This window comes from Pseudomonadota bacterium (genome assembly GCA_037200975.1).
Classification (GTDB): Bacteria; Pseudomonadota; Gammaproteobacteria; order Steroidobacterales; family Steroidobacteraceae; genus CADEED01.
On the sequence record JBBCGI010000001.1, the window covers coordinates 884,895 to 910,352 of the forward strand.

General features: G+C 65.4%; 23 protein-coding genes. 11 read left to right on the forward strand and 12 right to left on the reverse strand.

Translation table 11 applies throughout. The annotated features are described in order from the left end of the window. Nucleotides 1-61: 61 nt before the first annotated feature. The gene (gene fdxA / locus WDO72_03930; GenBank protein MEJ0084802.1) at nt 62-385 is read left to right on the forward strand and encodes a ferredoxin FdxA; all 324 of its coding nucleotides are present in this window, start codon (nt 62-64) and stop codon (nt 383-385) included. Between the two features lie 130 nt (nt 386-515). On the opposite strand, the gene WDO72_03935 is transcribed toward fdxA, so the two are convergent. Both WDO72_03935 and xerD read right to left on the reverse strand, forming a co-directional pair. Then, nucleotides 516-1,280 carry a DsbC family protein gene (locus WDO72_03935; GenBank protein ID MEJ0084803.1) on the reverse strand — a complete coding sequence of 255 codons (765 nt, stop codon included), beginning with the start codon at nt 1,278-1,280 and terminating at the stop codon, nt 516-518. 145 nt (nt 1,281-1,425) lie between these two features. Beyond that, complete coding sequence (gene xerD / locus WDO72_03940) at nt 1,426-2,358, reverse strand: site-specific tyrosine recombinase XerD (protein MEJ0084804.1); 933 nt, start codon at nt 2,356-2,358, stop codon at nt 1,426-1,428. Nucleotides 2,359-2,518: 160 nt separating this feature from the next. Here xerD and WDO72_03945 point away from each other — a divergent pair, with 160 nt between their 5' ends. Next, the gene (locus WDO72_03945) at nt 2,519-3,313 is read left to right on the forward strand and encodes a lysophospholipid acyltransferase family protein (GenBank protein ID MEJ0084805.1); all 795 of its coding nucleotides are present in this window, start codon (nt 2,519-2,521) and stop codon (nt 3,311-3,313) included. Here the strand turns inward: WDO72_03945 and WDO72_03950 are convergent, their stop codons facing one another. Further along, nucleotides 3,314-6,739 carry a methylmalonyl-CoA mutase family protein gene (locus WDO72_03950; GenBank protein MEJ0084806.1) on the reverse strand — a complete coding sequence of 1,142 codons (3,426 nt, stop codon included), beginning with the start codon at nt 6,737-6,739 and terminating at the stop codon, nt 3,314-3,316. It lies immediately after the preceding gene. A 195-nt stretch (nt 6,740-6,934) separates the two neighbouring features. Between WDO72_03950 and WDO72_03955 the strand changes: the two genes are divergently transcribed. From WDO72_03955 to zapE, 5 genes are all read left to right on the forward strand, one after another. Further along, entirely contained in the window at nt 6,935-7,483 is a 549-nt protein-coding gene (locus WDO72_03955) for a TetR/AcrR family transcriptional regulator (protein MEJ0084807.1), read from the forward strand. Between the two features lie 12 nt (nt 7,484-7,495). Continuing rightward, the gene (locus WDO72_03960; protein MEJ0084808.1) at nt 7,496-8,689 is read left to right on the forward strand and encodes an acetyl-CoA C-acyltransferase; all 1,194 of its coding nucleotides are present in this window, start codon (nt 7,496-7,498) and stop codon (nt 8,687-8,689) included. Between the two features lie 71 nt (nt 8,690-8,760). Next, complete coding sequence (locus tag WDO72_03965; protein MEJ0084809.1) at nt 8,761-9,528, forward strand: SDR family NAD(P)-dependent oxidoreductase; 768 nt, start codon at nt 8,761-8,763, stop codon at nt 9,526-9,528. Further along, a complete protein-coding gene (locus WDO72_03970) occupies nt 9,525-11,141 on the forward strand; it encodes an electron transfer flavoprotein-ubiquinone oxidoreductase (protein MEJ0084810.1) in 1,617 nt (538 codons plus the stop codon). Before WDO72_03965 ends, WDO72_03970 begins: the two co-directional genes overlap by 4 nt. Next, nucleotides 11,138-12,241 (forward strand): cell division protein ZapE, encoded by a 1,104-nt coding sequence (gene zapE, locus WDO72_03975; GenBank protein ID MEJ0084811.1) that lies wholly within the window; start codon nt 11,138-11,140, stop codon nt 12,239-12,241. Before WDO72_03970 ends, zapE begins: the two co-directional genes overlap by 4 nt. 169 nt (nt 12,242-12,410) lie before the next feature. Here the strand turns inward: zapE and WDO72_03980 are convergent, their stop codons facing one another. From WDO72_03980 to hppD, 5 genes are read right to left on the reverse strand one after another with little or no spacing between them, the layout of a single operon-like run. Continuing rightward, entirely contained in the window at nt 12,411-13,037 is a 627-nt protein-coding gene (locus WDO72_03980) for a hypothetical protein (GenBank protein MEJ0084812.1), read from the reverse strand. A gap of 9 nt (nt 13,038-13,046) precedes the next feature. Further along, a complete protein-coding gene (locus WDO72_03985) occupies nt 13,047-13,682 on the reverse strand; it encodes a 3-oxoacid CoA-transferase subunit B (GenBank protein MEJ0084813.1) in 636 nt (211 codons plus the stop codon). Further along, on the reverse strand, nt 13,682-14,395 hold the full coding sequence (locus WDO72_03990) for a CoA transferase subunit A (GenBank protein ID MEJ0084814.1): 714 nt from the start codon (nt 14,393-14,395) through the stop codon (nt 13,682-13,684). Before WDO72_03990 ends, WDO72_03985 begins: the two co-directional genes overlap by 1 nt. Then, nucleotides 14,385-15,035: a maleylacetoacetate isomerase gene (gene maiA, locus WDO72_03995; GenBank protein ID MEJ0084815.1), complete on the reverse strand. Its 651-nt coding sequence runs from the start codon at nt 15,033-15,035 to the stop codon at nt 14,385-14,387. The genes WDO72_03990 and maiA overlap by 11 nt, the downstream gene beginning before the upstream one ends. Next, the gene (gene hppD, locus WDO72_04000; GenBank protein MEJ0084816.1) at nt 15,032-16,105 is read right to left on the reverse strand and encodes a 4-hydroxyphenylpyruvate dioxygenase; all 1,074 of its coding nucleotides are present in this window, start codon (nt 16,103-16,105) and stop codon (nt 15,032-15,034) included. Before hppD ends, maiA begins: the two co-directional genes overlap by 4 nt. Nucleotides 16,106-16,149: 44 nt before the next feature. On the opposite strand from hppD, the gene WDO72_04005 reads away from it, so the two are divergent. From WDO72_04005 to gpmA, 4 genes are all read left to right on the forward strand, one after another. Continuing rightward, nucleotides 16,150-16,614, forward strand: a complete 465-nt coding sequence (locus WDO72_04005) for a MarR family transcriptional regulator (GenBank protein ID MEJ0084817.1) — start codon at nt 16,150-16,152, stop codon at nt 16,612-16,614. A gap of 70 nt (nt 16,615-16,684) precedes the next feature. Continuing rightward, nucleotides 16,685-21,517: an NAD-glutamate dehydrogenase gene (locus tag WDO72_04010; protein ID MEJ0084818.1), complete on the forward strand. Its 4,833-nt coding sequence runs from the start codon at nt 16,685-16,687 to the stop codon at nt 21,515-21,517. Nucleotides 21,518-21,527: 10 nt separating this feature from the next. Further along, nucleotides 21,528-22,322, forward strand: a complete 795-nt coding sequence (locus WDO72_04015) for a glycosyltransferase (GenBank protein MEJ0084819.1) — start codon at nt 21,528-21,530, stop codon at nt 22,320-22,322. Between the two features lie 41 nt (nt 22,323-22,363). Beyond that, entirely contained in the window at nt 22,364-23,116 is a 753-nt protein-coding gene (gene gpmA / locus WDO72_04020; GenBank protein ID MEJ0084820.1) for a 2,3-diphosphoglycerate-dependent phosphoglycerate mutase, read from the forward strand. A gap of 70 nt (nt 23,117-23,186) precedes the next feature. Here the strand turns inward: gpmA and WDO72_04025 are convergent, their stop codons facing one another. The 4 genes from WDO72_04025 to pnuC are packed head-to-tail and all read right to left on the reverse strand — an operon-like array spanning nt 23,187 to nt 25,446. Beyond that, complete coding sequence (locus tag WDO72_04025) at nt 23,187-23,612, reverse strand: ribonuclease E inhibitor RraB (protein MEJ0084821.1); 426 nt, start codon at nt 23,610-23,612, stop codon at nt 23,187-23,189. Nucleotides 23,613-23,622: 10 nt separating this feature from the next. Beyond that, nucleotides 23,623-23,937, reverse strand: a complete 315-nt coding sequence (locus tag WDO72_04030; protein ID MEJ0084822.1) for a 2Fe-2S iron-sulfur cluster-binding protein — start codon at nt 23,935-23,937, stop codon at nt 23,623-23,625. Beyond that, nucleotides 23,915-24,859: a phosphotransferase gene (locus WDO72_04035; GenBank protein ID MEJ0084823.1), complete on the reverse strand. Its 945-nt coding sequence runs from the start codon at nt 24,857-24,859 to the stop codon at nt 23,915-23,917. The genes WDO72_04030 and WDO72_04035 overlap by 23 nt, the downstream gene beginning before the upstream one ends. Beyond that, complete coding sequence (gene pnuC, locus WDO72_04040; GenBank protein ID MEJ0084824.1) at nt 24,856-25,446, reverse strand: nicotinamide riboside transporter PnuC; 591 nt, start codon at nt 25,444-25,446, stop codon at nt 24,856-24,858. The genes WDO72_04035 and pnuC overlap by 4 nt, the downstream gene beginning before the upstream one ends. Nucleotides 25,447-25,458 lie beyond the last annotated feature (12 nt).

Here is a 25,458-nt window from a genome sequence, read left to right on the forward strand (position 1 = left end):
TCGGGCAGAATAGCGGCCCGCAAAATCCGGCCCGCGCCGGCAAATCCCGAGGAATCGATCGATGGCGTTCGTGGTCACGGAAGCGTGCATCAAGTGCAAATACACCGACTGCGTGGAGGTGTGTCCGGTCGATTGTTTCCACGAAGGGCCTAACTTCCTGGTGATCGATCCGGAGGAATGCATCGACTGCACGTTGTGCGAGCCGGAGTGCCCGGTCGAGGCGATCTTTTCCGAAGACGAAGTGCCGGCAGGTCAGGAAGAGTTCAAGAAGCTGAACGCGGACCTGGCGAAGAAGTGGCCAGTGATCACCGAGAAGAAACCCGCCCCGCCCGACGCCAAGCAATTCGAAGGCGTCGCGGACAAGAAGAAGTTGCTGGAGACCTGAGTGGGTGTCAGGTGGGACTTGTTAAGTCGGTGCCGGGTGAGACTTAGCTAGCACAGCGTCCGCAGACTGAACGCCCAACCCCGCTAAGTCTCACCCGGCACCGACTTAACAAGTCCCACCTGACACCAACCTACATCTTCCCCGTCTTCAGATACTTCGCGAGCTGGCTCGGCGGAGCGTAGCCCGGCAGCATCTCGCCCGACGCCAGGAAGATAGCGGGGGTGCCTTCGACCGCCAGCTTGTGCCCGAGCTCGTAGTCGCGCGCGACGATGTCGGCGGGGCACTTGGGTGATTTGATGTCCTCGCCGTTCTTGGCCCGCGTGAGCGCATCGGCGCGATTGGGCGCGCACCAGACTGCCTCGGCCTTGTGCCACGACTCGGTATCCGGCCCGGAGCGCGGATAGAACAGGTAGCGCACGCGGATGCCGAGCCGGTTGTATTCGGCGATCTGCGAATGCAGGCGGCGGCAGTAGCCGCAATCGATGTCGGTGAATACCGTGATCGTGTATTTCGGATCCTTCGGCGAGAACACCAGCATCTCGGATTCCGGAACGCTCTCGATCAGGCGCGCGCGGATTCCGCGGCGGCGATTCTCGGAAATGTTGTTGTCATCGTCGATGTCGTACATGTCGCCGAGGATGACGTAGCGGCCGTCGGCCGACGTGTAGCTGACTTCCGACCCGCGCGTGATCTCGTAGATGCCGTTGACCGGCGACATACGCACGTCTTCGAGCTTGAGGCCGTCGATCTTGTTGACGATGGCGGCACGCGGATCCGGCTTGGCCGCATCAGCCTTGGCGGGTGCAGGCGCTGCCACAACCGGGTTCGCAGCGACACCGGCCTGGCTGAGCGCGACGCCGCCCAGCAACGAGCCGACAAGGGCGATGGCGCTCATCCGAAAAACATTGGGTGTCATGCGCGACTCGGGCGTGAGGGACAGCAATTCGACCGCATCCGGCCGGCGAAGTTCTCGCCAGCCCAGCGGCGGAGAATCTTAGCAAATCACGTCCGGATAGCGGCGCTGGGCCGCTGGGAAACCATCAACCGCGCGGGTGATGGGTACCGTGCATCTCTTTCATGCGCTCGCGGGCGACGTGCGTATAGATCTGCGTGGTCGAAAGATCGGAATGACCCAGCAGCATCTGCACCACGCGCAGATCGGCGCCATGGTTGAGCAGGTGCGTCGCGAACGCGTGACGCAACGTGTGCGGCGACAACTCCTTGTCGATGACCGCTTTGCGCGCGTAGCGCTTGATGATGTGCCAGAAGGCCTGGCGCGTCATGCGATCGCCGCGGCGCGTCGGGAACAGGTAATCGGTGGTGCGGTCGAGCAGGATCTCGCTGCGCGGCGCGCGCACGAAGTCCGTCAGCCAGCGCACGGCTTCCTCGCCCAGCGGAATCAGCCGCTCGCGGTTGCCCTTGCCCATGATCCGGATGACACCCTGGTTGGTGTTGATCTGGTTGTACTTGAGGTTCACCAGTTCCGAGACGCGCAGGCCCGTGGCGTACAGCACTTCGAGCATCGTGCGGTCGCGGTGACCCAGCGGATCGGCGATGGCCGGGGCGCCTAACAGCGACTCGACTTCTTCTTCGGTGAGCGACTTCGGCAGCGAACGGCCGATCTTCGGCATCGCAATCTGAGCAGTCGGATCATCCTTGATCACTCCTTCGCGGACGAAGTAGCGGAAGAATCGACGGAACGAAGACAGCTGGCGCGCGGTGGAGCGCGGGCGGGCACCCGCTTCGACACGCCAGGCGATGAAGCCCAGCAGGTCCGCGCGAGTGGTCTTGATGATCGGCGTCCCGCGCTCGGCCAGCCAGCGCGCGAGCGCGGTCAGGTCGGCGCGATAAGCGGCGAGCGTGTTGGCCGACAGACCGCGTTCCATCCAGACCGCATCGAGAAATTTCGACACGGTTGAATCGGCAGTTTCTGCGGCAGGCGACTCGTTGGACGCTTTAGCTTGATTGACCAAGACGTGATTGCCTTAATACGTTTGCGGATTAACGCTTCACGGCAGTATGGGGACGGGGGGTGTTGCCCCGGCGTGATGACCTTCACAGCTCGGCGAAACCATTAACATAAAGAGAACTGGTTCACATGAAACGCACCCCTGCGCGGGCCACAACTGCCGCATGACGTCGAGTCCGCCCCCAGCACGCGCTCCCTGGACCCCGGTGATCTCCGTACCGCTGCGGCTGGTCTACGGTCTGTATGCCGCGCTGCTGTTCCTGGCGGTTGCATTGACGGCGCTGGTGCTGGTCCTGCTGCTGCCGACGCTCACCGCCCGCCGCGGCGCGGCCCGCATCGCGGCCCGGACATTCTTCTTGCTGGCCGGCATGCCGCTGCGTCTGCGCGGAATTGAAAATCTTCCAAAGGGTCAGTGTGTCGTGGTGGCCAATCACGCGAGTTACCTCGACGGCGTCGTCATGGCCGCGGCGCTGCCGCCCCGCTTCGGCTTCGTGATCAAGCGCGAGATGAACGACGTTCCGGTCGCGGGCGTGCTGCTGCGCCGCATCGGGTCGGAATTCGTGGACCGGTTCAACCGCCACAAGGGCGGCACCGATGCGCGGCGCGTATTGCGGACCGCGGCGAGCGGACACTCGCTGGTGTTCTTTCCGGAAGGCACCTTCACGAGCGAAGTCGGCCTCGGAAAATTCCACACCGGGGCGTTCGCCATCGCGGCGCGCGCCGGCTGCCCGGTAGTCCCCGCGGTGATTCTCGGCACGCGGCGCAACATGCCGGCGACGCGGGTGTTTCCGCGGCCGGGCGCGCTCGAAGTGCGCTACGGCGCCGCGATCGTGCCGGCGCCCGCGCCGGCACCCGATGAGGATCCGGCACTTGCGCTGCGCGATCGGTCGCGCGCGGCGATCCTCGAGCAGTTAGGCGAGCCGGATCTGGACGGAAAGGGCACCGGCACGGACGGCTAGCTACATGTGCCGGCGGTACTGACCGCCGACTTCGTACAACGCGCGGGTTATCTGCCCGAGCGAACAGACCTGCACCGTCTCCAGCAGTTCCGCGAACACGTTACCGCCCGCGGCCGCAACCTGTTGCAGCTTCTGCAACGCCGCCCCCGCCTCCGCCGCGTGGCGTGCCTGGAAAGCGTGCACCGCATCCACCTGCGAACGTTGTTCCTCATCGGATGCGCGGAACAGCGGCGCCGCGGTCGAATCACTCGCGCCGTTTTCGGCCAGGAAGGTGTTCACACCCACGATCGGCAGCGAGCCGTCATGTTTGCGCATCTCGTAGTGCATGCTCTCTTCCTGGATCTTGCCGCGCTGGTACATGGTCTCCATCGCACCGAGCACGCCGCCGCGCTCCGCGATCGATTCGAATTCCTTGTACACGGCCTCCTCGACCAGATCGGTCAGCGCCTCGATGGCGTATGAGCCCTGCCACGGGTTCTGGATCTTGTTGAGGCCCAGCTCGCGATTGATGATGAGCTGGATCGCCACTGCGCGGCGCACGCTCTCTTCCGTGGGCGTCGTCAGCGCTTCATCGTAGGCGTTGGTGTGCAGCGAATTGCAGTTGTCGAACAGCGCGTACATCGCCTGTAGCGTGGTGCGGATGTCGTTGAACTGGATTTCACGCGCGTGCAGCGACCGGCCGGACGTCTGGATGTGGTACTTCAACATTTGGCTGCGCGGCCCGGCCTGGTAGACGTCCTTCATCGCGCGCGCCCAGATGCGCCGCGCCACGCGGCCGATCACGGCGTACTCGGCGTCCATGCCGTTCGAGAAAAAGAACGAGAGGTTCGGCGCGAAGTCATCGATCTTCATGCCGCGCGCCAGGTAGTACTCGACGATGGTGAAACCGTTCGCCAGCGTAAATGCCAGCTGCGTCACCGGGTTCGCGCCCGCTTCGGCGATGTGGTAACCGCTGATCGAGACGGAGTAGAAATTCTTCACGTTGTTGGCGCTGAAGAATTCCTGCACGTCGCCCATCATGCGCAGCGCGAATTCCGTCGAGAAGATGCAGGTGTTCTGCGCCTGGTCCTCCTTGAGGATGTCGGCCTGCACGGTGCCGCGCACGCGGGACAACGCCTCCGCACGCAGGCGTTCGTAATCCGCGGAATCGAGCAGGCCGAGCGATACGAGTTTGCGGCCGCTCACGCCCAGCAAACCCAGACCATCGCCGCCGTGTGTCGGCGGCAGCTCACCGTGGTACTTCGGCCGGTCCGTAATGTTGGCGAGCGCGGCTTGCGCGTCATCCCATCGTCCGTTCGCGCGCAGGAAACGCTCGACGTGCTGGTCGATCGCGGTGTTCATGTACATGGCGAGGATCATCGGCGCCGGCCCGTTGATCGTCATCGAGACCGAGGTCGATGGCTTGCAAAGATCGAAGCCGGAATACAGCTTCTTCATGTCGTCGAGCGTGGCGATCGACACGCCCGAATTGCCCGTGCGGCCGAAGATGTCGGGCCGCAGGTCCGGGTCCTCGCCGTACAGCGTGGTCGAGTCGAACGCGGTAGATAGGCGCGTGGCGTCGTGGCCGGCCGCCAGGTAATGGAAGCGGCGGTTGGTGCGCTCCGGCGCTCCCTCGCCGGCGAACATGCGCGTGGGATCTTCTTCCTCGCGACGATACGGATAAACGCCGCCCGCGTAGGGGAATGCGCCCGGCAGGTTCTCGTTCTGCAGGAATCGCAGCGTCTCGCCCCAGCCGGCCGGCGCAGGCGGCACGAGTTTGGGAATCGGGTTGTGGCCCAGCGATTCGCTGTAGTTGGCGCCGCGTACTTCCTTGCCGCGCACCGTGTAGGAATATTCGTCGGCGACGACACCCGCGCGGCGCGCCGGCCACGACTCCAGCAGCGCGATGGCCTCCGGCCCCATGTCGTCGAGCGCCCGGTTGTACGCCTCGCGCACGTCGTTCAATCCATCGCTCGCACCATTCAACTGGGCCCGTGCGAGCGGCGCCGGGATCGATGGGTCGCCCACCGTCTCGAGCGTGATGAACAGCCCCTGCGCGCGTTGCGCGGCCGAGGCACGCTGTTCGGCGGCCTGGCGCGCCTGACGACCCTGCGCCGCGATCTCGGCCAGGTAACGCACACGCGCGGACGGGATCAGCGGATCGCGCGAGCGGAATTCCGTGGGCAGGCCGGCCTTCGCGGCATCGACGCGCCACGTTCCCTGTTCGCCGCCCTCTTTCTCCAGCGCCGCGCACAACGCGACGAACAGTTTGTTCACGCCGGGATCATTGAAGCGGCTCGCGATGGTCGGGAACACCGGCACCTCCGCATCGTCGATCTGCATGCGCTCCGGATGATTGCGACGCCACTGTTTGCGCACGTCGCGCAGCGCGTCTTCCGCGCCGCGTTTCTCGAACTTGTTGAGCACGATCATGTCGGCGAAATCGAGCATGTCGATCTTCTCGAGCTGGCTGGCCGCGCCGTATTCGGCGGTCATCACGTACAGCGAAAGATCGGCGAGATCGACGATCTCCGTGTCGCTTTGTCCGATTCCCGCCGTTTCGACGACGATGAGATCGAAGCCGGCGGCGCGGTACAACGCGAGCACATCGGACAACACGGCGCTGGTGGCCAGGTGCTGGCGGCGCGTCGCGAGCGAACGCATGAAGACATTCGGCGCGCTCAGCGAGTTCATGCGGATTCGATCGCCCAACAAGGCTCCGCCGGAGCGGCGGCGCGTCGGGTCGATCGCGACCACCGCGATATTCGCCCGCGGAAACACGCGCAGGAATCGCTGCAGCAGTTCGTCGGTCAACGAGCTCTTGCCCGCGCCGCCGGTGCCGGTCAGGCCGACCACGGGAGCGGGCCGCGGACCGACCACCCGCGTCGACAACTTGCGGCGCAGGTCGTCGGCGTCACCGCCGTCGATGCTGCCGCCGCCCTCGAGCAAGGTGATGGCGCGCGCGATCGCCCCGTGATCCTCGACGCCGGGCACGATCTCACCCGTTCCCGGGTGATCGCGCCGGCCGACGCGCGCGAACACGTCGTCGATCATTCCCACGAGGCCGAGATGGCGCCCATGCTCGGGCGTATAGATCTTCGTGACGCCGTACTTCTCGAGCGCGGCAATTTCATCGGCGGAAATCGTGCCGCCGCCACCGACCACCACGCGGATGTGCCCGGCGCAATGCTCGCGCAGCATGTCGATCATGTAGCGGAAGTATTCGTTGTGGCCGCCCTGGTAGCTGCTCACCGCGATGGCATCGGCGTCCTCGGCGATGGCTGCGCGCACGATGTCCGCCACGCTGCGGTTGTGGCCGAGATGCACGACCTCGGCGCCACCGGATTGCAGCAGCCGTCGGATCATGTTGATGGCGGCATCGTGGCCGTCGAACAGCGACGCGGCGGAGACGAAACGCAACGGCCTGCCCGGCTCTGGTGGCTTCATGTTACTGGCTGGTAAGTTCGGTTACCGCACAGTAACATGAAGCCGCACCTCGAATCACGTGAGAGCCCCCGAGCCGTGTCCGAAGCCGCCCCAAAATACGAGCCAAAAACTCGGGCCCGCAAGAAGTTACGGGCGCCCTCGCCTTGGGAGGGTCGGCGCCGGCCGCGCCTGCAGAACGCGCTCAAGCGCGAGGCGGTGATCCTGGCCGCGGCCCGCGCCTTCCGGCAACGCGGTTATCACAAGACCTCGCTCGACGATCTGGCCGCCAGCCTCAAGGTCACCAAGCCGACGCTCTATATATATGTCCCCAACAAGGAGGCCATGTTGTTCGAGTGTTTCAAGGCGGGGCTGGCGCAAATCCAGCAGACACTCGAGCAATGCGAAGCGGCCCGCGGCCCGGCGCGCGAGCGGCTGTTCGCATTCATCCGCGGTTATGCGGCCGCGATCGTCGGGGACTTCGGCTGGTGCATGCTGCGCGCCGAGGACCAGCACCTGGGCGCCTCGATGAGCCGCCGCATCAAACTACTCAAGGCCGGCATCGACCGGCGCATGCGCGCGCTGATCGAGGCCGGCGTGGCGGACGGTTCGATCCGCGCCTGCGACACGCGCATGACCGCGTTCGCGCTGGCCGGCGCGCTCAACTGGATGGGTCACTGGTATCGCGAAGACGCGACGCTCGGGCCCGAAGAAATTGCCGATCGCTTCATAGACGTTTTCAACAGAGGCCTGCGCGGCCGCGATTGATGGAGAACTCTCATGGCTTCCCCTGATTCCGATTCCCAGGTTGTCATCGCCGCCGCCGTGCGCACCCCCATCGGCGCCTTCCAGGGCGCGCTCGCGGGTGCGACCGCGCCACAGCTGGGGAGCGCCGCGATTTCGGGCGCACTCGCCGCCGCGAAGATCGCGGCCACCGAGGTGCAGGAGGTGCTCATGGGCTGCGTGCTGTCGGCGGGCCTGGGGCAGGCTCCCGCGCGGCAGGCCTCGCTCGGCGCCGGCATTCCCAAAGGTGTGCCGACCACCACCATCAACAAGATGTGCGGCTCCGGCATGAAGGCCCTGATGATGGCCGCAGACCAGCTGCGCGCCGGGGACATCTCGATCGCCGTCGCCGGCGGGCTCGAGTCGATGAGCAACGCTCCCTATCTACTCCCCAAGGTGCGCGCTGGATTACGCATGGGACACGGCGAAGTGCTCGATCACATGTTCTACGACGGACTGCAGAGCCCGTTCGACGGGCAGCTCATGGGTGTGTTCGCGGAAGCCACCGCGCAGAAGTATTCGTTCTCGCGCGCCGACCAGGATGCATTCGCCACCGAATCCACGCAGCGCGCGCTCAAAGCGGTCAACGGCGGCGCGTTCGACGCGGAAGTCGTCCCGGTGACGGTCAAGGGCCGCAAGGGCGAGACCATAGTTGCGCGCGATGAAACTCCGTTCACCGTCGACCTCGCGAAGATCGCGACGCTCAAGCCGGCGTTCCGCAAGGACGGCACGGTGACCGCCGCCTCCTCGTCGTCGATCTCGGATGGCGCCGCCGCCGTGGTGCTGATGAGCGCCGCCGAAGCCGGGCGCCGCGGCATCGAACCGCTCGCGCGAATCCTGGGATACACGAGTTTTGCGCAGGAACCCGAGTGGTTCACGACCGCCCCGGCCGGCGCGATCAGCAAGCTGCTCGCGCGGCTCGGCTGGAAGGCCGGCGACGTCGCGTTGTACGAAGTGAACGAAGCGTTTGCGGCCGTCACCATGGCGGCCATGCGCGACGTGGGATTCGATCACGCGCGCACGAATGTCAATGGCGGGGCCTGCGCACTCGGGCATCCGATCGGCGCCACCGGCGCGCGGCTCGTTGCGACGCTCGCGCATGCCCTGCGCGCACGCGGCGGCGGGCGCGGCATCGCGTCGTTATGTATCGGCGGCGGCGAAGCCACGGCGATCGCCATCGAAGTGCAGTAAGGGAAGTGCCGCAGGGCGCGCCGGTTCGATATGCTGTCGGCGCTTCCGAACCGGATGAGAGGATTCGCTCCATGAAAATCGCGGATGCGCGCGCCGTGGTTACCGGCGGCGCTTCAGGACTCGGTCATGCCGTGGCGCGCCACATCGTGGCGGCCGGCGGCCGCGTCACGTTGTTAGATGTGCAGGAAGGCCCGGGGCTTGCGGCGGCTACGACCCTCGGCGGCGGAACGGGCTTCGCCAAGTGCGACGTCACATCCGAAGCCGAAGTGAATGCCGCGATGGAATCTGCGCGCGCCGGCATGGGCGGCATCAACCTGCTGGTCAACTGCGCCGGCGTCATCGGCGCCGGCCGCGTGCTCGGCAAGAACGGCCCGATGGCCGGCGATTTCTTCGCCAAGGTCGTGCACATCAATCTGATTGGCACGTTCCTTTGCGACAAGGCCGCGGCCGCGATCATGCAGCACAACGCGCCCTCGCCCGATGGCGAACGCGGCGTCATCGTCCACACCTCTTCGGTCGCGGCCTTCGAAGGCCAGATAGGCCAAGCGGCCTACTCCGCCACCAAGGCAGCGGTCGCCGGCATGACGCTGCCGATCGCGCGCGAGCTCGCGCAGTTCGGTATCCGGGTGATGTCGCTGGCCCCCGGTATCTTCGGCACGCCGATGCTCGCCGGCATGCCGCAGGACGTGCAGGATTCGCTCGGCAAACAGGTGCCGTTCCCGCAGCGCCTCGGCCGCCCGGAAGAATTCGCGGCACTGGTGCAGACCATCTTCGAAGTCACCTATCTCAACGGCGAAACGATCCGGCTCGATGGCGCCATTCGCATGCAGCCGAAATGAACAGCCCCGGGCCCGCGCAACGCGATGTGATGGAGTACGACGTCGCCGTCATCGGCGGCGGCCCCGCCGGGCTAGCTACCGCCATTCGCCTCAAGCAACGCAAGCCCGAACTCACCGTCTGCGTGCTCGAAAAGGGCTCGACCATCGGCGCGCATACGCTCTCGGGCGCGGTGCTGGAACCCGGCCCGCTGGACGCGCTGCTGCCCGAATGGCGCACCGCCCCGCTGCCCATCAAAGTACCGGTCACGCACGATGAATTCCGCTGGCTCGGGCGCAAACGCGCGCACAAAGTGCCGTGGATTCCGCAATACCTGCGCAACGAGGGCAACTTCATCGTCTCGCTCGGCGGATTGGTCGGATGGCTGGGGACGCAGGCCGAGAACCTCGGGATCGACGTCTTCGCGGGCTTCGCCGCCGCGCTGCCGCTGTTCGACGACGACGGCTCGGTGGCCGGCGTGCAGATAGGCGACATGGGCGTGCAACACGACGGCTCCCGCGGTCCTAACTACACGCCGGGTCCCGAAGTGCGCGCGCGGCTCACGGTCATCGCCGAAGGTTGCCGCGGCAGCCTCGCCAAGGTGCTGATCAATCGCTACAAGCTGGATGCCGGCTGCGATCCCCAGGTTTATGCGCTCGGCATGAAGGAGCTGTGGCAGCTTCCGCCCGGGCGCGTACGGCCGGGGCTGGTGCAGCACAGTGTCGGATGGCCGCTCGACGCCAAGACCTACGGCGGCAGCTTCGTCTATCACCTGACCGACAACCGCGTGTACGTCGGTTTCGTCAGCGGGCTCGACTATCGCGATCCGCGTTTCTTCCCGTTCGAAGCGTTCCAGCAGTTCAAGCATCACCCGTCGATGCACGATTTCCTCAAGGGCGGCGAGATCCTGTCGGCCGGCGCGCGCGCCATTTCCGCGGGCGGCATCCAGTCGATGCCCAAGCTCGAGATGCCGGGCGCCGTGCTCGTGGGCGACTCCGCTGGCACGTTGAACGTGCCGAAGATCAAGGGAATCCACCAAGCCATCCGCTGCGGCATGGCGGCCGCGGATTATTTCGCCGAGAACGACACCAGCATCGGGTTCGATTCCATCTGGCGCAAGACCGAAGCGGTCGCCGAACTACATGAAGTGCGCAACATCAAGCCCGGGTTCAAGCGGGGTTTGAAGCTGGGCATGCTCAACGCGGGCATCGAAAGTGTGCTGGCCGGCAAGACGCCGTGGACCTTGCGCAACCAGGCAACCTGGCCGCTCGAGAAGCTGGCCGACTACGAGTCGCCGAACCGGCACTGGGTCAACCGCGATCTGCCGCCGCGGGATCGGCTGAGCTCGGTGTTCTTCGCCGTGACCGCACACGACGAAGTGCAGCCCGCGCACCTGAAAGTGCGCGACAAGAACATCTGCGCGACCACCTGCGCCACGGAATACGGCAATCCGTGCACACGGTTCTGCCCCGCCGGCGTGTACGAGATGGTGGATGACGAGGCCGGCGGCAAACGCCTGCAGATCAACGCGGCCAACTGCGTCCATTGCAAGGCCTGCGACATCAAGGACCCGTACCAGATCATCGACTGGGTGACGCCCGAGGGCGGCTCCGGTCCTAACTACCAGCTGTTGTGAGTTCACCGCCCGACGTCCTCGGCAAACTCTACGCCCAGGAAATCGCCAAACGCGCTTTCACCGCCGACGCCGCGCAACTTGCGGCGGTCGCCAGACTCGAACGCCTGCGCGCCGAGCTGGCCGAGGCCGCCGCGGCGCCGCTGGGCAAACGACTGCTGCGCGGGCTCACGCATTCGGGCGCGCCGAAGGGCGTCTATCTCTGGGGCGGTGTCGGCCGCGGCAAGACCTGGCTCATGGACCTTTTCTACGCCAGCCTCACGCAGCCCGCGAAGCGGCGCACGCATTTCTATCGCTTCATGCAGGAAGTGCACGGCGACTTGAAGCGGTTGAAAGGCATGCAGTCGCCGCTCGAAGGCGTCGCCGACAAGATCGCGAAGAAGGCGCGCGTCATCTGCTTCGACGAGTTGTTCGTCTCCGACATAGCGGATGCGATGATCCTCGCCGGACTGTTCGACGCCTTGCTCAAGCGCGGCGTCGCGCTGGTCTTCACGTCGAACGTGAAGCCGAAAGACTTGTACAAAAACGGCCTGCAACGCGACCGTTTCCTGCCGACCATCGCGTTGCTCGAGAAGAACTGCGAGGTCGTCGCCGTGGACGGCGGAGTGGACTACCGGCTGCGCCAGCTGACCGCCGCGCCCATCTACCTGCCGGCGGGCGGCACGGACACATTGAAGAAGCTCGAAGAGCTGTTCGATGATCTATCCGATGACGATGTGGAGTCCGGCGGCACGATTACCGTAAACAACCGCAAGATCAAGGTCGTGCGCGAGAGCGAAAACGTCATCTGGTTCGAGTTCGCGGCGTTGTGCGAGGGCCCGCGCAGCCCCTCGGACTATGTCGCCATCGCGAGCGAATACCAGTCGGTGATGATCGCCAACGTGCCCGTGTTCGACGACAGCGCGGACAACGCCGCGCGGCGTTTCATCTCCGTGATCGACGAGTTCTACGATCGCGGCGTCAACGTGATCCTGTCTGCCGCCGCCGCGCCGGCGGATCTCTACAAAGGCGAGAAGCTCAAGTTCGAATTCCAGCGCACCACGAGCCGGCTCATGGAAATGCAGAGCAAGGAATACCTGGCGCGCGCGCACCGCGCCGCTTAGAGCGTTTAAAGGGGACATGCCTATTTTTCGGCGGCCGAAAAATAGGCATGTCCCCTTTAAACGCTCTAAGCGAGGATCCGTGGTGTATCGGCCACGCGCCGGCTGACGTCATTGTTCTTCCACATCCGCGTGAGCCCAGGCTTTCGCCTCTGCCTTGATATGTACGCGCCTACGGTGCCGCGCAGGCCTCATCGAAGGCCTTCATCTGATCGAGCGCCGGAGTACGTTTCGGCAGCGGCAAGCCCTTCTGCTTTGCGGCCGCCGCTGCCGGCATGTACTGCGCGTTCTCCTTCGCCATCTGGCTGAGCTCGGCCTCGGACAATTCGTCGAACCGGCCCGCCATACACGAACAGTACTTTGCGGTGTTCGGCCGATACGGCGCCATACGTTCCGCGCAGCCCTCGGCATATGCCGCCTTCATCGCCTCACCGGCGCAGACATTCACGACGCGCGGCAGAAACTTTCGCGTGAATTCATCCTGCGACACACGCGTTTCACGTTCGCTCGCCGGGAGCCTCTTGAGCAACGCCCTCGCGCGCGACGGCATGCAGACACACAGCGTGTGAATCGAGACTTCCGCCTGGAATGCTTCCGCGGCCTTGCCCTGCGCCTTGAGGTCCTTCACCAGCGGATTGTTCTTGTTGGCGGCGCATTTCTGCTCGGCCATCGAGACGAGATTGGTAAGCAACTCGTCGAGGCGGGCGGTCGCCATCTGCGCATACGCGGCCGGGCCTGCGGCCAAGGAGACAACCAGCAGCGCGAGCGCCTGCAAGAACCCCACTTGCCGGCGCTTCACGAGCCGTTCTCAGCCGACGAAGTTCGCGCCGGTCTTCTTGCGTACTTCATCGGCAGTGACTCCGGGCGCGAGCTCGAGTAGTTTGAACGTCGATTTGCGATCCGGGCGCTCGAAAACCGCAAGATCGGTGATCAACATGTCGACGCAGTTCGCACCGGTCAGGGGCAATTCGCAGCGCGGCTTGAACTTCGGCGCTCCATCCTTCGAGTTGTGCTCCATGACCACGACTACGCGGCGCACGCCGGCCACGAGATCCATCGCACCACCCATGCCCTTGACCATCTTGCCGGGCACCATCCAGTTGGCGAGATCGCCGTTTTCGGCGACTTCGAGTGCGCCGAGCACTGAGAGGTGGATGTGCCCGCCGCGAATCATGCCGAAGCTGTCGGCCGACGAGAAATACGACGAGGTCGCCAGCTGGGTGATCGTCTGTTTGCCGGCGTTGATGAGATCCGGATCTTCCTCGCCTTCGTACGGGAACGGCCCCATGCCCAGCATGCCGTTCTCCGACTGCAAGACCACGTCGACTCCAGCCGGAATGTAGTTGGCCACCAGCGTCGGAATGCCGATGCCGAGGTTCACGTAGTACCCGTCGCGCAGTTCCTTGGCGGCGCGTCTGGCGAGATCGTCACGCGTCCAGGGCATCAGACCCCTCCCTTTTTCCGCACGGTGCGCTGCTCGATTCGTTTCTGGTAGTTCGATCCCTTGATGATCCGCTGCACGAAGATGCCGGGCGTGTGAATCTGGTCTGGATCGAGCGAGCCCGGCTCGACCAGCTCCTCGACTTCCGCGACGGTGACGCGTCCCGCCGTCGCCATCATCGGATTGAAGTTACGCGCGGTCTTGCGATAAACGAGATTGCCCTCGGTGTCGCCTTTCCAGGCTTTCACGATGGATAGATCCGCGGTCAGGCCGGTCTCGAGAATGAAAATCTCGCCGTTCACGTCGCGTTGTTCCTTGCCGTCCGCCACCACCGTACCAGCGCCGGTGCGGGTGTAGAAGCCGTAGATGCCCGCGCCACCGGCGCGAATGCGTTCCGCCAGCGTGCCCTGCGGATTGAATTCGAGCTCGAGCTCCTTCGCGAGGTATTGCCGTTCGAATTCCTTGTTCTCGCCGACGTACGACGACACCATTTTCCGGATCTGCCGCGTCTCGAGCAGCAGACCCAGCCCGAAGCCGTCGACACCGGCGTTGTTGGAAATGACGGTGAGGCCCTTCGCGCCCGAATCGCGCAGCGCGACGATGAGATTCTCCGGCAGTCCGCACAGGCCGAAGCCGCCGGACATGACGGTCATGTTGTCACGCGTGAGGCCCGCCAGCGCGGCGACCGCGTTCTCGTAAACCTTGCTAGTGGGCATCGGGCTGCTTCGAAGGATGGGCATGAATGAACGCGGAGATCGCCGCGCAGTTTTCCGCGATCAAGGCCAGCCGTGGATAGTGCGCCGGCTCGACACCGAAGCGCTGCGCCGCGTACAGCTGCGGAATGAGGCAGCAATCCGCCATGGTCGGCGTGTCGCCGTGCGAGAACTTGCCCGACAGCCGGTCGCGCTCGAGGTGTGCGTCATATGCGTCGAGCCCGCGCTTGATCCACTCCCGCAGCCACGCGGCGACGGCGGCATCGTCCTGTTGCATCTGCTCCTTGAGATACCGCGTGGTGCTGGTGTTCTGCAGCGGCTGAATGTCGCAGGCGATGATCTGCGACAACATGCGTACGCGCGCGCGATCCACCGGATCGCGCGGAATGAGCCGGTGATCGGGAAACGTCTCGTCGAGGTATTCGATGATGGCGAGCGACTGCGAAAACCGTTGCCCGTTGTGTACCAGCGTGGGCACACGGCTCTGCGGATTCACCTCGCGAAACGCGGCGGAAAACTGCTCGCCGCCGTCGCGCACCAGGTTCACCGCATGCAGTTCGTAGGGCAGCGCCTTGAGATTGAGCGCGATGCGTACGCGATACGACGCGGAACTGCGCCAGAAGCTGTATAGCTCGAGAGTCAAACCACACCCCGGCGGATCTGATCGAGTTCGATCGACTCGAACAATGCCTTGAAATTGCCTTCGCCGAAACCCTGGTTGCCCTTGCGCTGGATGATCTCGAAGAAGATGGGCCCGATCACGTTGGCCGTGAAAATCTGCAACAACACTCCTTCATGATTCGTGGCATTGCCATCGATGAGGATGCGGCGCTTGCGCAGCTCCTCGATGTCTTCCTGGTGGCCGGCGACGCGCGCGTTGGCGCCTTCGTAATAGGTCTCGGGCGTGTCCTGGAACGCGACACCGCGGCCGCGCAGCACGTCCACGGTGTGGTAGATGTCAGCGGTTGACAGCGCGATGTGCTGGATGCCCTCGCCCTTGTATTCGCGCAGGTATTCCTCGATCTGGGACTTGTCGTCCTGCGATTCGTTGATCGGTATGCGGATCTTGCCGCAGGGGCTGGTCAGCGCGCGCGAGAACAACCCGGTCTTCTTCCCTTCGATGTCGAAGTAGCGGATCTCGCGGAAGTTGAACAACGTCTCGTAGAAACCGGTCCACTTGTCCATGTGGCCGCGGTGGACGTTGTGCGTGAGATGGTCGATCTCGATGAGCCCGGCCTGCTGCATCGACTGCGGTGTCACACTGCGGAAATCGACGTCGTAGATCGTCTGGTCGCCGTATCGATCGACGAAGTAAATGAGCGAGCCACCGATGCCGACGATTGCCGGGATGTTGAGCTCCATCGGCCCGACGCTGCTGCGATGCGGCTCCGCGCCCAGCGACACGGCGCGCTCGAACGCCGCGGCCGCGTCGGCGACGCGGAACGCCATCGCACACACCGAAGGACCATGCGCCTGCGCAAAACGCTGCGCGAACGACGACGGCTCGGCATTGATGACGAAATTGATACCGCCCTGCGAATGCAGCGTCACGTTCTTGCTGCGATGGCGGGCAACGACCGGGAAACCCAGCTGCTCGAAAAGATTGCGCAGCAGCTTCGGGTCAGGAGCTGCGTATTCGACGAACTCGAAACCGTCGGTGCCCATGGGATTGGCCAGTGGGCCCGCCAAGGAAGGTGGAATCGTGGCAGCCATCTCTGGCCTCCGGCGTGAAATTGATTTAGTTTCAATTGTAACCAATGACCCGCCCTACGAAACTCCATCTCGAGAAATTTCTTCCCTACCGGCTGTCGGTGTTGTCCAACACCGTGAGCGGCGCGATCGCGGCGAGTTATTTCCTGCACTTCGGCCTGTCGATCCCCGAATGGCGGGTCATGGCCATCCTGGCGGCGAATCCCGGCCTGTCCGCGGCGGAAGTGACCGCGCGAACCGCCATGGACAAGGTTGCCGTGAGCCGCGCAGTCGCCACCCTGCTGGCCGCCGGCCGGCTGCGCCGCACCACGGTTCCCGCCGATCGCCGCCGCACGCACCTCGAACTCACGACCGCCGGCGAGCGGGTCTATGCGCAGGTCGTGCCCATGGCGCTGGAATACGAGCGGCGCCTGGTGGCGCCGTTGTCCAGCCGCGATCGCGCGATCCTCGACCGGATTCTGCGAGTTCTGCTAGGCCGCGCCGTCGAGCTCGGCCCCGCGCAGCCGGAGTGAGGCCCTGCAAGCGCATGTATAATCGCGCGCCGTCGCGCTGACGCCGCTACCTTCCCACAGAGAGTCTGCAATGCTCGGCAAGATCCCCGCCGCCCGTCTCGCGCTCATCGAGAAGATAGTCGCGTCCGCCGCCAGAAAACTCCCCTCATCGAAACGCGCCCTTGCGGGCGATTTCGTCCGCGCCTATTTCCGCGGCGTCGCCGAAGAGGACCTGCGTGCGCACGAACCTCACGATCTCGCCGCTGCTGCGCTGGCGCATCTGGAATTCGGCGCGCGCCGCAAGAGCAGCCAGGTCCTCGTGGACCTCGCGCCGGCCCTGAACGACGCGGCCGCCGTCGCATCGCATCGCGCGCTGGCGCGTGTGGTCGCGCCCGACATGCCGTTCCTGGTCGACTCGATCAGCCTCGTGTTCAGTCAGATGAACATCGGAGTTCATCTCATCGTGCACCCGATGCTGGCCGTCCGGCGCGATGCGAGCGGCAACCTGCGCTCGGTTTCTGCCGACGCAGGCGATTCCCGGCGCGAATCCTGGCAGATGATCGAGATCGACCGGCCGCGCGACGCAGCCCAGGCGCGCGAACTGCTGCAGCGGCTGCATACCGCGCTCGAAGACGTCCGCAAGGCGGTCCAGGATTTTCCGCGCATGCTCGAACGGGTGCGCGCCGTGGCCAACGAGCTCGGTCGCGCCAAACTACCGGTGCCGCAGTCGCACGCCGCCGAAGCACGCGCGCTGCTGACCTGGATGCTCGACGGGCACTTCGTGTTCCTCGGCTACCGCCACTATCAACTCAGGCGCGGCCGCGCGCGCGACGCGCTGGTGCGCGACACTGACAGCGGGCTCGGCATCCTGCGCTCGGGCGGTTCGCGCCAGCGGCCCGCGCCCATCGTGCTCACCGGTCACCTGCGCAAACAGGCGCGCGAGCCGGATCTGCTCGTGCTGACGAAGGCGAACACCCCGTCGACCGTGCATCGGAGCAGTTATCTCGACTACATCGGCGTCAAGACTTTCGACGCACGCGGCAACGTCACGGGCGAACACCGCTTCCTGGGACTGTGGACTTCGAGCGCGTACCACATGGCGCCGACCGAGATTCCGCTGCTGCGCCGCAAGGTCGATGCGGTCATCGAACACTTTGGCCTGCCGCCGCAGAGCCACGACGCGAAATCCGTGGTCAACGTCATCGAGACTTTTCCGCGCGATGAACTGTTCCAGACCTCCGCGGCGGAGCTCATTCCGATCGTGCGCGGCATCGTCAATCTCTACGAGCGCCGGCGCGTGCGCCTGTTCGCGCGCCGCGACAGCTACGAACGTTTCTGGTCCTGCCTCGTGTACGTGCCGCGCGATCGCTATAACACCGAGGTGCGCGAGCGCATCGAACGCATCGTGCGCCAGCGCTTCGGCGGCACGCACGTCGAGACGCAGGTGCAGATCTCCGACTCGGCGCTGGCGCGGCTGCACCTGCTGGTGCGCACGCCGCAGGGTGGCCGCCCCGTCGACGACATCGTCGCCATCGAAGCCGAAATCGCCGCGGCGGCCTCGACCTGGGAAGACCGGCTGCAGCAGGCGCTGATCTCGCGCGGCGTCGAACAACCCGCGGTCGAGCTGGCCAGCCGCTACGCGAAATCGTTCCCGCCGGCCTACCGGGCCGATGTCGAGCCCGCGCAGGCGTTGGCGGACATCGCCGATCTCGAAGCACTGGCGGCCGATCCCGCGGTGCCGCAGCTCAATCTGCGTTCGCATCCGGGTGGCCCGCCCAATCGCCTGCATCTGCGGATCCTGCTCGCCGGCGAACCCATTTCGATCTCCGACATCCTGCCGATGCTGGAAAACTTCGGCCTGCGCGTGCTCGCCGAACATCCCTATCAACTCGTCTCGAATGAACGCGGTGCGTGGATCCAGGATTTCGAGCTCGAGGCGCGCGACCTCAAACGCGTGGATGCCGCCGCCATCGAGCCGCTGTTCCGCGAAGCATTGCTCGCCGCCTGGCGCGGCGATATCGAAAACGACGGCTTCAATCGCCTGCTGCTGTGCGCCGGCTTGAGCGCGCGCGAAATCGTGGTGCTGCGCGCCTACTGCCGCTACCTGCTGCAGACCGGCATTCCGTTCAGCCAGGCGTATATGGAACGTGTGCTGGTCGCGCAGGCGCCGATCACGCGTTCGCTGGTGCGATTGTTCGAGACGCAATTCGCGCTTCAAGGCCGGCAGCGCGAGAGCGCGGCGGAGCGCATTCGCAAGAACATTCTTGGCGCGTTCGACAAGGTCGCGAGCCTGGACGAAGACCGCATCCTGCGCGCCTACCTAGCGGTCATCCGTGCCACGCTGCGCACCAACTACTACCAGCTGGCGGCCGATGGCAGCGTGAAGCCCTGGGTGTCCTTCAAGCTCGATCCACACGCGATACCGGATCTGCCGCTGCCGCGCCCGAAATTCGAGATCTTCGTCTACAGCCCGCGCGTCGAGGGTGTGCACCTGCGCATGGGGTACGTCGCGCGCGGTGGCCTGCGCTGGTCGGATCGCCGCGAGGATTTCCGCACCGAAGTGCTGGGGCTCATGAAGGCGCAGAACGTCAAGAACACGCTGATCGTGCCGGTGGGTGCGAAGGGCGGCTTCTACCCGAAGCGTCTGCCGGCCGGCGGTTCGCGCGAAGAGGTGCAGAAGGAAGTCGTCGCGAGCTACCAGACCTTCATCCGCGGCCTGCTGGATCTCACCGACAACATCGTCAACGGCAAGACGGTCGTCCGGCCCGGACTCGTGCGTCGCGACGGCGACGACGCCTATCTGGTCGTCGCCGCGGACAAAGGCACCGCCACGTTCTCGGACATCGCCAATGCCATCTCCATCGAGTATGGCCACTGGCTGGGCGACGCGTTCGCGTCCGGTGGCTCCGCCGGTTACGACCACAAGCGCATGGGGATCACGGCTCGCGGCGCGTGGGAATGCGTCAAGCGCCACTTCCGTGAACTCGGCCTGGACATCCAGGCCCAGGAATTCTCCTGCGCCGGTGTCGGCGACATGTCGGGCGATGTGTTCGGCAACGGCATGTTGCTGTCGAAGTACACGAAGCTGGTGGCCGCTTTCGATCATCGCCACATCTTCATCGATCCGAATCCGCAGCTCGCGGCGAGTTTCCGCGAGCGCGAGCGGCTGTTCAAACTGCCGCGTTCGAGCTGGGACGACTACTCTCGCAAGGCCATTTCGCGCGGCGGCGGCGTCTGGCCGCGCACGGCGAAATCGATTCCGCTTTCGGGCGAGGCGCGCGCGTTGTTAGGCATCGACGCCGCGGCCGCGACCCCGGTCGAAGTCATGCGCGCCATCCTCCGGCTGCCGGTGGACCTGCTGTGGAACGGCGGCATCGGCACATACATCAAGTCCAGCGACGAATCGCACGCCGAGGTGCGCGACCGCGCCAACGACGCGATCCGCGCCGATGGCCGCGAGATCCGCGCCCGGGTGGTCGGTGAAGGCGGCAACCTCGGCGCCACGCAGCGCGGGCGTGTTGAATATGCGCAGTCCGGCGGACCCACGGCGGCCGGCGGCCGCATCAATACCGACTTCATCGACAACTCCGCTGGCGTGAACACCTCCGATGTCGAGGTGAACATCAAGATCCTGCTGGCGGACGTGGCCCGCAAGGGCAAACTCACGCGCCCCGCGCGCGACAAACTACTCGCCAGCATGACGGACGAGGTGGCCGCGCTGGTCCTGCGCAACAACTACCTGCAGAGCCAGGCATTGTCGGTGCTCGAGCAACGGGCCCCCGAACGCTTGACGGAATACCAGAGCCTGGTGCGTACGCTCGAACGCGGCGGGCACCTGAACCGCGCCATCGAATTCCTGCCGGCCGACGATGAATTCCTCGAGCGACGCAAGCAGCGCCTGGGCCTCACGCGTCCGGAGCTGGCGGTGGTGCTGGCATACAGCAAGATCTGGCTCAGCAATCATCTGATCGACTCTGATCTGCCCGACGATCCGTACTTCGCGAGCGAGGTGCAGCGGTACTTCCCGGCGCCGATGCGCCGCCGCTATGCGCGCCAGATTCCGAAACATCGCCTGCGCCGCGAAATCGTGGCGACGGCGACGACCAACAGTCTCGTCAACCGCATGGGTCCGGTGTTCGTGACGCGCGCACAGGAAGAGACGGCGGCGAATCCCGCTTCGATCTCGCGGGCTTACACGATCGCGCGCGAAATATTTTCGATGCGCGAGCTGTGGGCGCAGATCGAATCGCTCGACAACGCGGTGCCGGCAAGCGTGCAGTACGCCATGTTCTATCGCGCAGCCCGGCTGCTGCGCCACACGAGTTACTGGCTGCTGCGCGAACGCGGCAAGGATCTGCACATCGACAACTCCGTGCGCGAGCTGCGGCCGGCCATCGAGTCGCTGGTCGACAGCATCGACACCGCGATGCTGGGTGACGCGCGCGAACAGCACGATGCATCGCTGCTGGAGTTCGTCAACGGCGGCGTACCGGAGAAACTGGCGCGCCGCGTCGCACGCCTGTCGCTGCTTGATTCCGCGCTCGATATCGTCGCGTTGGCGCGCGGCGAGCAGGCACCGGTGGCGGAGGTCGCGCGCGCGTATTTCGAGGTCGGCCTGGCACTCGGCCTAGACTGGCTGCATCGCGAGATCGACCGGCTGCCGGTCGACGGCTCCTGGCAGGCCACCGCGCGCACCGGTCTGCGCGACGCCGCGATGCGCGCGCACCGTGAGCTCACCCAACAGGTGCTGCGCACACGCGGCGCGAAACGCGCCGGCGAGCGACTCGCGCGGTGGAGCGAACAACGCGGCGAACTGCTTGCGGGCTGGAAGCGCACGCTCACGGAAATGCGCGCGGTCGGCACCGCCGACTTCGCCACGCTCACCGTGGGTGTGGACGCGGTGCGCAATCTTTCCGGCGGCTAGCCGTCCGCATATGCGAGTGGCGCTGGTCATCACGACCTACGAGCGCCCCGATGCACTCGCTGCCGTCCTGCAGAGTGCCGGGCGCCAGCGCGTCGCGCCTGACGAGATCATCGTCGCCGACGACGGGTCGGGGCCGGCGACACGCGAGCTGGTGCAGGCTTTCGGTGCGTTATCTGCCCTGCCCACCCGCTTCGTCTCGCAACCGCATTGCGGATTCCGCCTGACACGGCTGCGAAATCTCGCGATCGCCGCCACCTCGCTCGACTATCTGGTGTTCGTCGATGGCGACATGCTGCTGCACACCGAGTTCATCGCCGACCATGCGCGGCTCGCGCGGCGCGGGTTTTTCACGCAGGGCGTGCGCGTGCATGCCGACGCGGCGCTGACATCCGCGCTGATCGCCGACCCCACCCGGCCTGCCCGGTGGTGGTCGCGAGGCCTGGGCGGCCTGCGCCGCGCCTATCTACTGCGTTCTCCCGCGCTCAGCACCGCGGTACGCGGCCTGGCCAACGGCGTCATCGCGATCAAGGGCTGCAACCAGGCTTTCTGGCGCGACGACCTGGCGCGCGTGAACGGCTTCAACGAAGCCATCGAAGGCTGGGGGCCCGAGGACAAGGAACTCGCCGCGCGCCTGCGTTTTGCGGGCGTGCGTCGGCAGACGCTGCTGTTCGGCGGCATCGCCTGCCACCTGCACCATCCCGCAGCGTCCCGCGCGGCGCTGCCGGCCAATATCGCGGTGCTCGAAGACACCGTGGCGCGGCGCCGGGTGCGCTGCACGCGCGGCCTCGACGCACATTTCCGCTGAACATTTCCGCTAAGATTGGCGCCCCATCGAGAGGTACCCGCATGCCCGGCAAGTTAATCCTGGTTCGACATGGCCAGAGCGTCTGGAACGTGGAGAATCTTTTCACCGGCTGGCATGACGTCGATCTTTCGGACCAGGGCCGTATCGAGGCGCGTTCGGCGGGCGTCGAGATCAAGAAGGCGGGGCTCAAGCCCGACATCGCTTTCACTTCGGTGCTCAAGCGCGCGATCCGCACGTTGTGGAGCGTGCTCGACGAAATGGATCTGATGTGGATTCCGGTCGAGCGCAGCTGGCGGCTGAACGAACGCCACTACGGCGCGCTGCAGGGGCTCGACAAGGCTCAGACCGTCGAGAAACACGGCGAGGCGCAGGTGAAGATCTGGCGCCGCAGCTACGACATTCCGCCGCCGCCGCTCGCGAGCGACGACCCGCGTCATCCGCTCAATGACCGGCGCTACGCGAACATCGATCCGCGTGTGTTGCCCGCGTCCGAATCGCTCAAGGACACGCTCGCGCGAGTGTTGCCGTTCTGGAACGACCGCATCGTCGCCGAGCTCAAGGCCGGCAAGAATGTGCTGGTGGCGGCGCACGGGAATTCGTTGCGCGCCATGGTGAAGATGCTCGACAACGTGAGCGAGGCGGACATCACCGAGCTCAACATACCGACCGGCGTGCCGCTGGTGTACGAGCTGGATGACAACCTGAAGCCGGTGAAGAGCGGCTATCTCGGCGATCCGGAAGCGATCAAGGCCGCCGCTGAGGCGGTGAAGAAGCAGACGGAGAAGAAGAAGTAAGTCGGTGCCGGGTCGGACTTAGCAAAATGAGCCGGTCGGCTCATTTTGCTAAGTCCGACCCGGCACCGACTTACTCCCGCGGCACCTGCTTCGCCGACCAGCCGTCGTAGCGGCCGCCCTTCTCCTTCGCCGCGTCGGTGAGGCGGCGGCTGAGGTCCTGCATACCGGGCACGGTCAGCTGCATCGACTTGTGCGCATGCAGGCTGTAACGCAGATCGCCGTTCTTCGGCTCATCGACGATATCGGCATCAAAGCCCTCGCCGCGCAGCTGCACGGCAAGCTGCTCGGCCGCTTCGGTGCTCGGGAACGCGAGGAAGAAATCCACGTCGTGCGGTTTGAACGGATCCGACCCGCGCTTGCGCAGCTGGTCGATCAGTCGCGCGTCCCACGAATCGTTCTGGCGCTGGCGCAGCTTGTTGAGGTTCTGCCAGATGCGCCACGCGGCCAGCGCACCACCCAGGATGGCGAACAGATACATCCACGCGGTCGAAGCCATCCGCCTGCTCCTATTCGTCTTCCGCGATGGTGACTTTCAGACCCGAAAGCGCCGCAGTGATTTCAACCTGGCAGGAAAGCCGGGAATTTTCCCGGTAATGCGACAGCTCCGTCAGCAGCTCCCGTTCGTCGGACATCGGCGGCGGCAGTTTGTCGACCCAGGCCGGGTCCACATAGATGTGGCAGGTGGCGCAGGAACACATGCCCCCGCAGATGGCCGCGACGCCGTAATCCAGCTCGCGCAGCACTTCCATCACTTTCAACCCGGGCTTGCACTCCACATCGTGGGAAACACCATCCCGATCAATCACCTGCAGTGTCGCCATTCCTCTTAACCGCACCTTGAGATTCGCGCAAATTCGCCGGGCTAGTGTGCCGAGGTTGGCCGTCGGGCGCCAGCGCAAGCAGGCGCCGCAACGCGACGGATTCGAGCGAAAGGTCGGTGGCCGGTACGGTCCGGGCCACGCGCCGGGCGCGATACCAGAGATACGTCAGCAAGGTGAAAACGCTGGTGAGGTCGGCCAGCATGTCGATGGTCACGCCGCGCTCCTCCTGGCCCGAGGCATTCAGCAGCAACTGGCTGTGCGGAACCGCGCGCGGGTAATACGCCATGACGCAGGCGAGATCGAGCAGCGGATCGCCGACTTGCGCGTATTCCCAATCGATGAAGTACACGCGATCCGCCGTGAGCACGTTGCCGTGATGCAGGTCGCTGTGGACGATCGTGGCCGCGCGTTGCTGCGAACCCGAACGCGCCAGCGCCGCGGCGCCGCGGTCTAACAAAGACTGGATGCGCACGCCTTCCTGCGGCTCGCTGCGCAACACGATGTCGGCGTAACGCCGCGCGACCGCCAGCGGATCGAAACGCGGCAGCGGCGGCGGCGGCACGGCGTGCAGCACGCGCAGCCGCAAGCCCAGCGAGCGCAGGTCGCGCATGCGCGAGAAGTAGTGAGGCGTCCACAACCGGCCGTCGACGAAATCCGTGATCAGGCACGACCGGTCGGGACTCGCATAGATGATGTGCGGAGCGAGCCCCGCGCCCGCCGCCGCGGTGTGCAGCGTGAGCTCGCGTTCGCGATCGAGGCCGGGGTCGTTGGCGACGTTTTCATTGAGCCGGACGACGAAGCGGCCGCGGCGCGTGCGCACCAGGAAGCTGCGATTGACCTTGCCACCGCCGATGAGCTCCTGGGAATACGGCGCTTCGCCGTCTTCGCAACCGGGCACGTATTGCAGCATGCCGCTGATCATGCGGGCACCGCCTGCGACCGCAGGCGCCGGCGCCAGGCGACGAAGCCGGCGGCCGCGATCGCGATGAACAACACGTTCAGCAACGCAAGAAACGGCAGCCCCTGCACATAGAAGAGGTACACCAGAGCGCCATCGATCACGATCCAGTAGAGCCAGTTCTCGAGTTTGGCGCGCGCGGCGAGCCAGGTGGCGAGCAGGCTGAACCAGGTGGTCAGCGAATCCAGCAGCGGCCAGGCCGCGTGGGTTTCGGCGGCGAGCAGGCGCGCGCTGCCGAACGACAAGACCAGCAGCACCAGCGCCGCGCCGATGTGCCAGGAATACGGCCACAGGCCGACGGGCAAGTCACCCGTCGTCGAACTGCGTGTCCAGCTCACCCAGCCGTACACCGACATCCCGACGAAGAACACCTGCAGCGCCGACTGCATCGGCAGTGCCCGCAGCCCCGCCAACAAGGCCGCGCAGGCCGAGCTCACGGCGCCCGCAATCCAGCACAGGCGATTGCGGCGCGCAGCGAGAATCGCGTAGCCAGCCCCGGTGAGCATGGCGAGGATCTCGAAGGATTTGAGCAATCCGGCGGGCAGAGTCACGATTGCAGGACG